General features: G+C 66.2%; 6 protein-coding genes. 5 read left to right on the top strand and 1 reads right to left on the bottom strand.

What is annotated here, in order from left to right:
- Positions 1–2 precede the first annotated feature (2 nt).
- Positions 3–734, top strand: coding sequence for a copper homeostasis protein CutC (locus AC3DET_RS06725; RefSeq protein WP_488391180.1), 732 nt, complete (start codon positions 3–5; stop codon positions 732–734).
- Here the strand turns inward: AC3DET_RS06725 and AC3DET_RS06720 are convergent.
- Entirely contained in the window at positions 731–3,085 is a 2,355-nt protein-coding gene (locus AC3DET_RS06720) for a GH92 family glycosyl hydrolase (protein ID WP_488391102.1), read from the bottom strand. The two genes, AC3DET_RS06725 and AC3DET_RS06720, sit on opposite strands and share 4 nt — an antisense overlap.
- A 351-nt stretch (positions 3,086–3,436) precedes the next feature.
- Between AC3DET_RS06720 and AC3DET_RS06715 the strand changes: the two genes are divergently transcribed.
- The 4 genes from AC3DET_RS06715 (at position 3,437) to AC3DET_RS06700 (ending at position 14,218) form a co-directional block, all read left to right on the top strand.
- Positions 3,437–6,154 (top strand): beta-mannosidase, encoded by a 2,718-nt coding sequence (locus AC3DET_RS06715; protein WP_488391101.1) that lies wholly within the window; start codon positions 3,437–3,439, stop codon positions 6,152–6,154.
- A complete protein-coding gene (locus AC3DET_RS06710; protein WP_488391100.1) occupies positions 6,151–7,434 on the top strand; it encodes an AGE family epimerase/isomerase in 1,284 nt (427 codons plus the stop codon). The genes AC3DET_RS06715 and AC3DET_RS06710 overlap by 4 nt, the downstream gene beginning before the upstream one ends.
- A complete protein-coding gene (locus AC3DET_RS06705; protein ID WP_488391099.1) occupies positions 7,427–10,786 on the top strand; it encodes a GH92 family glycosyl hydrolase in 3,360 nt (1,119 codons plus the stop codon). Before AC3DET_RS06710 ends, AC3DET_RS06705 begins: the two co-directional genes overlap by 8 nt.
- A gap of 345 nt (positions 10,787–11,131) precedes the next feature.
- Positions 11,132–14,218 (top strand): TonB-dependent receptor, encoded by a 3,087-nt coding sequence (locus tag AC3DET_RS06700; protein WP_488391098.1) that lies wholly within the window; start codon positions 11,132–11,134, stop codon positions 14,216–14,218.
- Positions 14,219–14,274: the final 56 nt, after the last annotated feature.

The raw sequence follows: 14,274 nt of genomic DNA, 5'->3' as shown, positions 1-14,274 counted from the left end.
CGCTGGCGCTGGAGATCGCTGCCGGCTCGCTGGGCTCCGCGCTGGCGGCGCAGGCGGCCGGTGCCGACCGGGTGGAACTGTGCGAAGGCCTGTCGTCCGGCGGCACCACGCCGTCCTACGGCACGCTGGCGCTCGCGCGCGAACGCGTGCGGATTCCGCTGTTCGTACTGGTGCGGCCACGTGCAGGCGATTTCCTTTACGACGCCCGCGAAGCCGACGTGATGCTGCGTGACATCGAGATGTGCGTGCGCCTGGGCTGCGACGGCGTGGTGATCGGCGCGCTGCAGGCCGATGGCGGCATCGACCTGCCGTTGTGCGAACGACTTGTCGCCACAGCGGGGCCGTTGCAGGTGACGTTCCACCGCGCCTTCGACGCGGCACGTGACCAGGCGCAGGCGCTGGAACAGGTGATCGCCCTGGGTTGCCAGCGCGTGCTGACGTCAGGCGGGCAGGCCACGGCGATGGCGGGAGGTGACCGCATCGCCGCCCTGGTGCGTCAGGCCGCGGGCCGGGTGACGGTGATGCCGGGCGCCGGCATCGATGCCGGCAATGTCGCCGCGCTGGCGACGCTGACCGGCGCCTGCGAGTTCCATGCCTCGGCCAAGGCGGCACGCGTTTCCTCGATGGCGTTCCACAATCCGGCTTTGCAGGGACTGGCGGCGGACTGGTCGGAAACCGATCCGGCGCGCGTCCGCGCACTTCGCGCAGCGCTGGATGCCGCGAGCCGGCGCTAGCGGGACATCGAGTACGGACGCTGGGTCGGATCGGTGGCCCAGGTGGTATTCGGTTTCGCCTGCATCACGAAGCGCAGTTCGCCACCGGCGAGAATCTCGTCATGGGTCAGGTACGCGCGCGTCAGCGGTTTGCCGTTGAGGCTGGCGCTGCCCACGTAGGCATGCGCATCGTCCAGGCCATCGGCGATGATGCTGAAGCGCTTGCCATTCGGAAGATGCAGTGTCGCGCGCGGCAGGAACGGCCGGCCGATGATGTACTGGTTGCTGCCGGGCGTGACCGGATAGAACCCGAGTGCGGTGAACACGTACCACGCCGACATCTGCCCCAGGTCGTCGTTGCCGGCCAGGCCATCCGGACGTGCCGCGTACTGGCTGGACATGATCTGCTGCAACCGTGCCTGCGTGCGCCATGGCTGGCCCGCGTAGGCATACAGGTAGGCCACGTGGTGGCTGGGTTCGTTGCCGTGCGCGTACCAGCCGATCAGGCCGGTGATGTCCTCCATGTGCGCGAACACCGACGCATCCACCTTCGCATCGAACACCGCATCCAGGCGCGCCAGCAGCGCATCGTCGCCGCCATGCGCCTCCGCCAGGCCCGCGACGTCCTGCGGCACGTACCATGAGTACTGCCACGCATTGCCTTCGGTGTAGTCGGTGCCGTAGCCACTGGCGCTGGGGTCGAACGGCGTGCGGAAGCTGCCATCGCGCTTGCGTGCGCGCATGAAGCCTGTGTCGGCGTCGAACGCATGCTTCCAGTTGGCGGCGCGCTTGTCGAACGTTGCGGCGACATCGGCCTTGCCCATCGCACGCGCCATCTGTGCCACGGTCCAGTCGTCGAAGGCGTATTCCAGCGTCTTGCTGGCTGCTTCGCCTTCCTCGTCGATGGGCACGTAGCCCAGCTCGCGGTACTGCGCGATGCCGTCGTACGGCCCGTAGTTGGCGCTGGCCACCATCGCCTGCAACGCTTCCTCGGCGTCGTAGCCGCGGATGCCCTTCATGTACGCATCGGCGATCACCGGCACCGCGTGGTAACCGATCATGCACCACGTTTCCTGCCCATGGAACGACCATACCGGCAGCACGCCGTACGGGCTCTCGCGGCGCGCGGCCAGCAGCGAATTGACGAAGTCGTTCGTACGCTGCGGCGGTTGCACCAGTGTGGCCAGCGGATGCAGGGCGCGATAGGTGTCCCATAGCGAGAAGGTCGAGTAGTTTGTCCAGCCTTTCGCCTGGTGCACGGCATTGTCCGGGCCGCGGTACCGCCCGTCGCTGTCCATGAAAAGCGTCGGGCCGAGCAGCGTGTGGTACAGCGCGGTGTAGAAGCGGGTGCGCTGCGCCGGGTCGCCCTGGGCATCCACTGCGCCCAGTGCTTCGCTCCATTGCTGTTTGGCGGACGCGCGCATGCCGTCGAAATCCCAGCCGGGCGATTCGGCATCGAGGTTGGCGATGGCGCTGTCTTCGCTGACCGGCGAAATGGCCACTTTCACCAGCACGGGTTTGCCGGCGCCCGGGGCGAGGTCGAATGCCGCAACCAGCTGCCGGCCTTCGATCTGCGCGCGTTGGCGCGGGTCTTTCTCGCCGGGCGGCGGAAACCCCTTGTACGGGATGTCCTGTTCGGTGTTGTGCAGCGCATGGCCGGTGACCGGCTGCGAGAAGCGCAGGGCGAAATACAACTGGCGGCCCGGCGCCCAGCCGCGCGTTTCACGGAAGCCGGTGACCGTGCCGTCGGCGCGCACGCGTACGCGCGACCACGACACCTTGCCGGGGTAGTCGTACATGCTGGTGCGCAGGTCCAGCACCACATGCGCGGGCTTGCCGGCGGGGAAGTGGTAGCGATGCATGCCCACGCGCGCGCTCGCGGTGAGTTCGGCGCGCACGTCGTAGTCGTCCAGGGTGACGGCGTAGTAGCCGGGCTGGGCGGTTTCGGTGGCGTGGCGGAAGCGCGAGGTATAGCCGCTGCCGGGTTTGTCGGGGTCGCCGCGTTCGAGCTTCAGCTCGCCGGTGGTGGGCATCAGCAGCAGGTCGCCCAGGTCGGAATGACCGGTGCCGGAAAAATGCGTGTGCGAGAAGCCGACGATGGTGGTGTCGTCGTAGCGGTAGCCGGCGGCCCAGCCATAACCGTCCTTGCGTGGCTGGATACGGGTGTCGGGCGACAGCTGCACCATGCCGTACGGAACAGTGGCGCCGGGGTAGGTATGGCCTTCACCCCCCGTCCCGATGAAGGGATCCACCGCCTCGTACGCGGCCTCGCCGATGTCTGCCGATGCCGCCCACGCGCTTCCCGCCACCGTCATCGCGCACGCTGCGAAACCCGCCAGCATCAAGACCTTCGTCGCGTACCGCGTGTTCATCCTGCACCCTTTTGGATCGGTCGAATTCGGCGAAGCTAGCACACGCCCGCGAGACCGGTCACTCGGGCTCCCCGTGGTCGGCGGCGTGAACGCGCCGCGCGCCGGACAAGGGTGCCGATCGCTTCCTGCTGCGCAGCAGCATGCGTCGTCGCGCCCGGCATGCTACATCTTAGCCGCGCAATTGGATCGATCCAACTAGGGCTTATTCGCACGGAATGCCATCGGCGCCGCACGCGCGCCATGGTCAGCCGTCGGAATTCCGGAACGTCGTTCACCGGAAGGCCCCGCGTGTGCGGGTAGCCGCGCAGGTGTCGAACAATGCACGCATCGATCATCAACCGGGGAGTCCACATGCCGCACTTCATCACGCACCACACGGGCCGCATCCTGTGTCGCGGATGGCAGGTGCATGTGCTCTTCGTGCTTGCGCTGATCGCAGGGGCCGTCCCCGCCATGGCGCAGGCGGCAAGCGAACGCACGCTGGAAGGCGGCTGGGAATTCCGGCAACTGACCGATGGCAAGGTCGCGCCCGGCGCCGGTCCCGCACAGGCACCACGACAATGGCATCGCGCCACGACGCCCAGCACCGTGCACACCGACCTGCTCGCTAACGGCCTCATTGCAGATCCCTACAAGGGTGCACCGGAGGCCGGCCTGCAATGGATCGGCCTCGCCGACTGGGAGTACCGGACGAACTTCGACGTATCCCGCGACACACGTGATGCCGCGCGCAGCGACCTGGTGTTCGAAGGACTGGATACCTTCGCCGAGGTCTTCCTCAATGGCGAGAAAGTGCTCGACGCCGACAACGCATTCCGGACATGGCGCGTGCCCGTCCATGGCCGGCTGCGCGCGGGCAGGAACGAACTGCGCGTGATCCTGCGCTCGCCGATCGCGAAGCTGCTGCCCCAGGTGCAGGCGATGCCGCACCGGATCGCCGGCAACTATCCCTCGCCCTACGGCGACGAACCGAAGGACGCGATGACCGCGAACTTCGTGCGCAAACCGGGTTACCACTACGGTTGGGACTGGGGGCCGCGCTATGTCACGGCGGGCATCTCGAAGCCGGTGCGCCTGCAAAGCTGGGACCGCGCGCGGATCGACAATCTGCAGCTGCGCCAGGACCGTGTGACGGAAGCGCGCGCGGACGTGACCGCGGTGGCGACAGTCGACGCCGTACGCGCCGGCCGCTACCTCGCGCGCCTGTGGCGGACCGCGCCCGATGGCGAACGCGTGCTCGCGGCGACCCAACGCGTGTCGCTGGCGGCCGGCGTCAATCGCATCTCGCAGGCGATCCGCATCGAAAAGCCGCAGCGCTGGTTTCCGGTCGGTTATGGGTCGCAGCCGCTGTACCGCTTCGAGCTGGAACTGCTTGACGGCACTCAGGTCATCGACGCGCGGGGCGAACGGACCGGCCTGCGCAGTGTGGTGCTGCGCCGCGACCCGGATGCGCAGGGCAGGGGGTTCGCCTTCAACGTCAATGGCATCGCAATCTTCGCCAAGGGCGCCAACGCGATCCCGTTCGACATGTTCCAGCCCAGGGTGACCACCGCGCAGCTGCGGCGCGTGCTGCAGTCGGCAGTCGATGCGAACATGAACATGATCCGCAGTTGGGGCGGTGGCTACTACGAAAGCGATGCGTTCTTCGACATCGCGGACGAACTCGGCCTGCTGGTCTGGCAGGACTTCATGTTCGGCGGCGGCATGCAGCCCGCCTATGACCCCGCGTTCCGCGCCAACGTGGTGGCGGAGGCGCGCGACCAGGTGCAGCGGCTGCGCAATCATCCCAGCATCGTGTTGTGGTGCGGCAACAACGAGGAAGAGATCGCCTGGAAATACTGGGGCCACGGCAAGACACTGAAGGAAGCCGATCCGGTGTTCGCGCAACGCGTCTGGGAAGGCTACGCGCAACTGTTCGGCCATGACCTGCGCGAGGTCGTGGAGGAGGAGGCCGGTGGCATCGCCTACTGGCCAAGCTCGCCGAGCGACGACATGGCCGAGGTGGCGAACACGCCGGCCAGCGGCGACATGCACTACTGGGAGGTCTGGGGCAATCCGGCGCGCCCGCCCTCGGCCTACCTGGACGTGACGCCGCGCTTCGTGTCCGAGTACGGCCTGCAGGCGTGGCCCGTGCAGCGCACGATCGATCATTTTGCGGCGCGCGATGAACAGCGTGTCGATGCGCCGGTGATCGAGGCCCACCAGAAGTTCATGGCCGGCAAGGGCAACGAGCGTCTGCTGCACTACGTGCGGATGGAGTTCGGCGAGCCGCGCGACTTCGCGGACTTCGTCTACCTGAGCCAGGTGATGCAGGCCGAAGGCATCGGGTTGGCGGCGCGGCACCATCGCGCCAGCCGGCCGTACACGATGGGTTCGCTGTACTGGCAGCTCAACGATGTGTGGCCCGGCGCTTCGTGGTCGGGCATCGACTGGTTCGGGCGCTGGAAGGCGCTGCAGTTCCATGCGCGCCGGTTCTTCGCGCCGGTCACCGTCGCTGCCCTGCGCAAGGAAGGACAAACCACCGTCAGCATCGTTTCGGACCGGACCACGCCGCGTGGCGGCACGCTGCGCCTGCGCGTCATGACGCTGCAGGGGCGAGTGTTGCGGGATGAGACGCGACGGGTCGAGATCGCGCCGCTGTCGGCGTCGCGCATCGCCACCTACGATGATGCAGAGCTGTTCGGTGGCGCGCCGCCATCGTCGACGGTCGCGATGTTCGATCTGGCCGCCGACGGCGAACCCGCCGCGCGCGAGGTCGTCTATCCCGCGGCGGCCAAGGACATGCAGTGGCCCGATCCCCGCCTGCAAACCCACCTGCGCCAGGAAGGCGACCGTCACGTGCTCGATATCACCGCCGCGGCGCTGGCCCGCGCGGTGTGGGTCGACTTCGGCCAGGTCGACGCCGACCTGTCCGACAACGCGCTGATCCTGCTTCCCGGCGAACGCATCTCGCTGCATGTGGCCTCCGATGCGGATCCCGACACCCTGCGCAGCGCCCTGCGGATACGTTCGCTGGCCGATGCGCTTCCCTCCGATTCCCCCATTCCCCGGAGCATGCCGACGCCATGACGCAGTCCGTTCCCGTGCACGACGACTTCCGCAGCGAAACCTTCCTGCGCGACCACATCCGCAGGACGATGGCGTTCTACCATCCCCGCTGCATCGATCCGGCAGGCGGTTTTTTCCACTACTTCAAGGACGACGGGCGCGTCTACGACGCTTCCCATCGCCATCTGGTCAGCAGCACCCGGTTCGTCTTCAACTACGCAACCGCGGCCCGCGAGTTCGGCGAGGAAGATCCTGCGCTGCGCGATGCGTACATGAAGGCCGTGCGTCACGGGCTTGCCTTCCTGCGCGAACGGCACCTCGATCCACAGAGTGGCGGTTACTTCTGGACGCTGCGCGACGGCGTGCCGGAAGACACCACGCAGCACTGCTACGGCGCCGCCTTCGTCCTGCTGGCGTACTCCATTGCGCTGCGCGCAGGCGTGGAAGAGTGCCGGACCTGGATGGACGCCCACTGGGACCTGCTGGAAACGCGCTACTGGGAGCCGGAGCACGGCCTGTACCGTGACGAAGCCACGCGCGACTGGCAGTTCAGTCCCTACCGCGGGCAGAACGCCAACATGCACATGTGCGAAGCCATGCTGGCCGCGTACGAGGCCAGCCGCGAGCGTCGCTACCTGGAGCGCGCGCTGCAGCTGGCCGACCACATGACCCGGCGCCAGGCGGCCCAGAGCGAAGGCCTGGTCTGGGAGCACTACGACGCGAACTGGCAGGTCGACACCGACTACCATCGCGACGATCCCCGGCACCTGTTCCGACCGTGGGGTTTCCAGCCCGGGCACCAGACCGAATGGGCCAAGCTGCTGCTGATCCTGGATGGCCACCTGCGCGACGCAGGCGCGACGGCCGCCGACTGGCTGGTGCCGCGTGCCGCGGAGCTGTTCGACCGCTCGATGGAAGCATCGTGGGACCCTGAGTTTGGCGGACTGGTCTACGGTTTCGCCCCGGAGTCGCTGCGCAAGGACATCGCGGGTCCGTCGCTGCCCGATGGCCACCATTTCATCTGCGACGACGACAAGTACTTCTGGGTACAGGCCGAATCGCTCGCCTGTGCGGCGCGATTGGCCAGCGCCACCGGCGAGGCGCGCTACTTGGCGTGGTACGACCGGCTGTGGGACTACGCCTGGCGGCACATGATCGACCATCAGCATGGTGCGTGGTTCCGCATCCTCGATCGCGAGAACCGCAAGTACGACGACGACAAGAGTCCCGCCGGAAAAACCGACTACCACACCATGGGGGCTTGCCATGACGTCCTGTCAGTGCTGCGCCGCGATGTCTGATGCTGCCCGCCACCGGAGAGGATCCTCCGGTGTGCTCGCCACCCTGCTGCTCCTGGCTTCCGGCGCCGCAGGCGCGCGCGAGGCGCAGTTTTCGACATCGTTCGAACCTGGCCAGCCCGCCCCCGCGCTGACGGAAGCAGGCGGCGTCCGCACGGCCGTGGGCAACGGACCCGACCAACCGTACGCGGCAAAGCGCGGCATGGGTTACAGCGGGATGCATGCGTTGAAATATAGCGGCGACGTGGCAGGTCGTGCGCATCTCTACACCGTCGATATCGGAATCGGCACGGACACGAACCTGTCGTGGATGGTGTTGCCCGAGATCGTCGAAGGCGATGTCTCCACGTCCACGGGCGTTTCGCTAGACCTGGTGCTCGACGACGGCACGCGGCTGACCGATGCCGGCGCGCGTGATCAGCAAGGAGCCGCCATTGGTGCGACCGGCCAGGCGGCTTCCATGACGCTGTATCCCCAGCAGTGGGCACGGAAGCAGGTCCACCTGGGCGACCTGCCTGCCTTGCACGGGCGACGCATCAAGGCCATCGAGCTGGAGCTGCAGCCAGGCTCGCGCGCTGGCGCGAGCGGCTGGATCGACGACATCGCCATCGAAGAGTCGCCACGCATGTCGGCGCGGCGCCCCAGCGACCTGGTGCTGACCAACCGCGGCACGCAGTCCAACAGTACGTTCTCTCGCGGCAACAACATCCCCGCGACCGCGATGCCGCATGGCTTCAATTTCTGGGTACCCGTCACCGATGCGGGCACGCTGGCATGGCTCTATCGCTGGAGCGAGCACAACGGTGCCGACAACCGGCCGCGCCTGCAGGCGCTGTCCATCAGCCACCAACCCAGCCCGTGGATGGGCGACCGCCAGACCTTCCAGGTGATGCCGTCCTCCACGCGCGGCGTGCCCGAAGCCGACCGGGAGCGCCGGGCGCTGTCGTTCTCGCACGAGAACGAGCTCGCCAGGGCGCACACCTACCGCGTCGACTTCGACAACGGCATCCGGGCCGAGATCGCGCCGACCGAGCGCGCGGCGATCTTCCGGTTCCGGTTCCCGCAAGGCGGGGACGCGAATCTCCTGTTCGACAACGTCGATGCGCGCGCCGGCCTGACGCTGGATTCCCGCACGCAGACACTCCACGGCTACACCGAGACCCGCAGCGGCCTGTCGAATGGCGCCACCCGGATGTTCGTCTACGCGACGTTCGACCGGCCGTGGGCCGGCAGCGGTGCGATCGAGACCGGACGCCCCACGCACTACATCAAGTTCGCGCGTGGCGGCGGCGATGAAGTGAACATGCGCATCGCCACGTCGCTGATCTCGGTGGAACAGGCGCGGCGCAACCTGGAACAGGAGATCGGGGCCGAGGGTTTCGACACCGTGCGTGAGCGTGCGCAGACAGCATGGGATGCGCTGCTCGGTCGGGTGAAGGTAGACGGCGCGAGCGAAGACCAACTGACGACGGTCTATTCCAATCTCTACCGCCTGTTCCTGTATCCGAACATCGCGCACGAGAACGTGGGCAGCGTCGAGCGTCCCGACTGGCGACACGCCGACCAGAACAGCTGGTCGAAGGACCATGCAGGCGGCGACCCGCTGCGCACCTCCGCATCCATCAAGGCCGGCCGGATCTACGTCAACAATGGCTTCTGGGACACGTTCCGCACCAGTTGGCCCGCGTACGCGCTGTTCGCCCCCGGGCGCGCCGGCGAGATGATCGACGGTTTCCTGCAGCAGTACCGCGATGGCGGCTGGATCGCCCGCTGGTCGTCGCCGGGCTATGCGGACCTGATGGTCGGTACCAGCTCCGACGTCGCGTTCACTGACGCGTGGCTCAAGGGCGTGCGTGGCTTCGACGCCGATGAAGCCTACGAGGCCGCACTGCGCAACGCCACCGTCGTTGCGCCCGTGTCCAATGTCGGGCGCAAGGGCCTGGTGCATTCGATGTATCGCGGCTACGCGGATAACGCCGTGCACGAGGGACTGTCCTGGACCCTCGAGGGCGCGATCAACGACTTCGGCCTGGCCCAGTTCGGCCGGGCGCTGGCCGCCGATGAAGGCGATCCTGCGCGCGCGCAGCGCTATCGCGAGGAGGCCGAGTACTTCCAGGCCCGCGCCAGCGACTATGCACACCTGTTCGATCCGGCGACCCGGTTCTTCCGCGGGCGCGATGCGAAGGGCGCATGGGGGCAGCCGGCGCCGGACTTCGATCCGCGCATGTGGGGTGGCGACTATACCGAGGCCAATGCATGGACCTTCGCGTTCACCGTGCCGCACGACGCAGCCGGGCTGGCAACGCTGCTGGGCGGGGAAAAGGCGCTGGCGGATCGGCTTGACGAATTCTTCGCCACGCCGGAAACCGCAGGCCGCGAGTTCGCAGGCACCTACGGCAATGTCATCCACGAGATGACCGAAGCGCGTGACGTGCGGATGGGCATGTACGCGCACAGCAACCAGCCCTCGCACCACATTCCCTGGATGTATGCCGCCGCCGGCCAGCCCTGGAAGACGCAGCGCATCACCCGCGACGTGCTGCGCCGGCTGTATCTGGGAAGCGAGATCGGCCAGGGTTATCCCGGCGATGAAGACAACGGCGAGATGTCGGCGTGGTACCTGTTCGGCATGATGGGGCTGTATCCGCTGCGGATGGGAGCGCCGGAGTACGTGATCGGCTCGCCCGCGTTCAAGCGTGTCGACGTGCGGCTCGAGAATGGGCGCACCCTTACCGTCATTGCCCACGGCAACGACGACCGCAACGTCTATGTGCAGTCGCTGAAGCTCAATGGTCGCCCGTGGGACCGTGCCTGGCTCCGGCATGAGGACATCGCCAACGGCGGCGTCCTGGAATTCGTCATGGGCAGCACGCCGTCCAAGTGGGGAAGCGGGGCCGACGCGCTTCCTCCCTCGATGACCGCGGCAGGTACGGCACCTGCGGGCCTGACGGATGCGTCGCGCAACGCGGAGGTCATCGCGCTGGCCGGGAAAGCATCGCCGGGATTGTTCGACGACGATGCCGCCACTTCGCTGCCATTGCCCGCGCAGGCGGCGGTCGATGTCCGGTTCCGTGCGGCGACCCGGGTGAGTCACTACACCATCACCAGTGGCGGCGCGCCGTTGCCGGGGTTGGCCTGGGCGCTGCAGGGTCGCAACGGAGCAGGTTCGTGGACGACGCTGGACGAACGTGATGCCGAGGACTTCAAGTGGGCGCGGCAGCTTCGGCCATTCCGCATCGGCAAGCCCGGGGACTACCGGGAGTACCGGCTGCAGTTCACGAACGGTGCGGTGATCGACGTTGCGGAGCTGGAGCTGCTGACGCCGACCACGATCCTGAGCGTATCCGGGCGATAGGGTGGTCACCGTCCCCTGTCGCGCACCGATGAGGGACGGAAAAGGCGCAGTGCCAGCATCGTGCATGGGCGCCCCGCATGCGCTATCCACGAGGCGGAACAGGATGTTGCGCGGCAGCATGCATGCGCTGAAACATTATGGTAATTATTCGCGCGGCGGAATTAGAACGATCTAATTCCGGGATTACTGGCAGGTGGGAAGGGGAGGCGCAGCGGAAGGGTGCGCTTGCCGGTTTGTGTGGACGTACTGCCTTCCATTGAAAACAGATTCATCGCATCGGAATTTTGGATCGATCCAAACAATCTTGCGTCAGCAGCTAATCAATCTTGGGAGAGGGTGATTGAAATGAAAGGCACGCCACACGTACGCATCCGCAATTCTCTATCCACCGCCATCGCCGTCGCGCTGGCCACCGCCGTACTGCCGGGCATCGCGCTCGCGCAACAGGCGACGACGGAACAGGGCGGTTCCGCCGCCACGGACCTGGACAAGGTCACCGTCACCGGCTACCGCTACTCGATCGAGCAGAGCCTGGACCAGAAGCGCAACGCGAACGCCATCGTCGAGGTGATCACTGCCGAGGATGTCGGCAAGTTCCCCGACAAGAACGTGGCCGACGCGCTGCAGCGCGTGCCGGGCGTGATCGTCAGCCGCGACGGCGGCGAGGGCAAGAACGTCAGTGTCCGCGGCTTGTCTTCGGAGCTGGTCCTGACCCAATTGAACGGCAACTACATCGCCAGCGCCGAATCCAATGGCGACCCCACCCGTTCGTTCAACTACACCCTGCTGCCGTCGAACATGCTGGGCAGCGCCGAGCTGTTCAAGACGCCGGAAGCGCGCATCGACGAAGGCGGCATCGGCGGCACCGTGATCCTGCACACCCGCCGTCCGCTGGAACTGGAGCCGAATTCCGGCTTCGCCTCCATCGAAGGCACCTGGGCCGACACCACCAAGAAGACCGACGGGCAATTCTCCGGTTCGTATTCCTGGCATGACAAGGATGACCGCTTCGGTGTCTTTGTCGGTTACACGCAGCAGAAGCGCACCACGCGCACGATGGGCGCCAGCACCGAGGGCTGGCAGTGGTACGGCCGCGACGAAGGCGGCACCGCCGTCGACGTCAATGGACAGCCCTCCGACTTCAACTCGAACTGGTGGGGCGGCACGGGTTTCTGGGACCAGAACGGCAACTACTACACCGGCTTCATGATGCCGACCTCGGTCAACCTCAACGTCAAGGAGGAGGAGCGCGAGCGCAAGGGCGGCCAGCTGACCTTGCAGTTCAAGCCGACCGACAACCTGACCCTGACCGCGAATTACTTCCGCTTCGACCTGTCGCAGAACTCGCAGACCAATACGCTCAAGGTGCCGGAATGGAACATCGCGCGTTACTTCGGTGACGGCAATTGGCGGGGTGGCCGCCTGCTCGACGGGCTGAGCTTCGATCCGAGCGGCACCATCGTCACCGGTGCGGATTACAGCCTGCATCCGGGCAAGACGTATTACTGCAGTGAGGACGAAGCCGCCGCTGCCGGCATGGCGCCCGGCGGCTGGGGTTCGGACGACTGCACCGTGCCGACGCCGCAGATCACCGGCAGCTACAACATCGAGAAGTCGCTGTCGCAGACCGTCGATTTCGGTGGCGAATGGCGCGGTGAGAAGCTGGACATCAGCTTCAAGGGCGGCCGCACGTGGGCCGAGGGTGGTCCGGAACTGCAGTTCGCGGTGCCGCTCAAGCCGCGCCGCCAGAATGCGGACGGCAGCTGGACGAACGGCAACTTCGCCAGTTCGTGGAATCTGACCGGCACGCCGACGATGACGTTCTCGCCGGAACTGATGCAGAACCTGCAGAACGGCATCCTGCAGGTCGACCTCGGCTCGACCGGCTCATCCTGGACCCGGAACGACACCGAGCAGAAGTATGCGCAGGCCGACGGCACGTGGCACTTCGACGGCGATTTCTTCGAATCGCTCCAGTTCGGCGTCAAGGGCCGCGACGGCGGCATCCATCGCAGCACCGGCAACAGCTACTGGGTGTGCCCGGGCACCGACCCGAGCGACTACAACAATCGCTACTGGAATGGCCGCTGCAACGATGTCGCCACCCAGTTCTCGCCGAGTTTCCTGCGTTCTCTGGGCAACCTGGCCGGCGGCATCGACGCCAGCGCTTACCCGGCGATCAACTATCCGGCATACATCGCCTATCTGAACAGCACATACGGTCCGATGCTGACCCGCGAGGAAGACAACTTCGTCTACAACGTTGACGAGAAGATCTACTCGACCTATCTGCAGGCCAACTTCCGCACCGATCGCCTGCGCGGAAATGTGGGCGTGCGCATCGCGCGCACCAAGCAGCATGCCGATTCCACGGACAAGGTCACTTCGTACAACGATTACTTCTTCGATGGTGCCGATGGCAATCCTCTGGCATGCCAACAAGGCGCTGCGGCACCCACTGGCGCGCCAGCCGACACATACTGCGGCACCGAGGGGTACTGGAGGCTTTCGGACAGCCAGCAACGAGCCGAATCGTTCGTCGTCAGCGCGCTCGACCGCAACTACACCGATGTACTGCCGAGCTTCAACCTCGCCTACGATCTGACCGATAACCTGGTGTTGCGCGCAGCGGCGTCCAAGGTGATCTCGCGTCCGAGCTACAGCGACATCGCTGCTCCCGGCAGTCTTGAGTACTTCAGCCCCGAGTATGTGGCCGATCGGCGCTTGACGGGTGGCGCAGGCGAGCAGGGTTGGTACGGTTCTGGCAGCAACAAGAATCTGGAACCCTACAAGGCGACCCAGTTCGACCTGGGCCTGGAATGGTACTTCCAGCCGGGTTCGGTCGCCGGCGTGGGCCTGTTCCGCAAGAACGTCAAGAACTTCGCGGTGGGCGTGATCAACGACGTGGACATGATCGTCGATGGCCAGACCGTGACGGTGCAGAACTACAGCACCCAGGCCGGCGGTCGCGATGCGGTTTCGCAGGGCGTCGAACTGTATGCGCAGCACACGCTGGATTTCGGCCTCGGCTTCCAGTTCAACTACACCTACAACGACGCCAGCGAGGCAGCCGTGACCCTCGAAGACGGCACCGAACTCGGCAAGACCTCGATGCCGGGCAGTGCCAAGAACCAGACCAACTTCACCGTGTTCTACGAAGCGCAGAAGCTGTTGCTGCGTGCCTCGTACAATCGGCGTGGCGAAGTGGTGCAAGGACTGGTCAACGGGCTGAACGTCTACGAAGAGCCGTACTACCAGATCGATCTGAACGCGGCATACAGCTTCACGCCCGCACTCAGCATCAGCGCGTCGGTGCTGAACCTGACCGAGGAAGAGACACGCTCGCATCTGGGCAACGACACCAAGGATCGCTTCTACACCAATGGTTATGCCGGCCGCGTCGCCTACCTGGGCCTGACCTACAAGTTCTGAGGACGTGTCCCCTGTTCGCCCCTTGCCTTCTCTCCCGCCTGGCGACAGGCGGCTTG

Source organism: Pseudoxanthomonas sp. 97-1-1, assembly GCF_057773125.1.
This window is presented reverse-complemented; position numbering and strand designations above follow the sequence as displayed.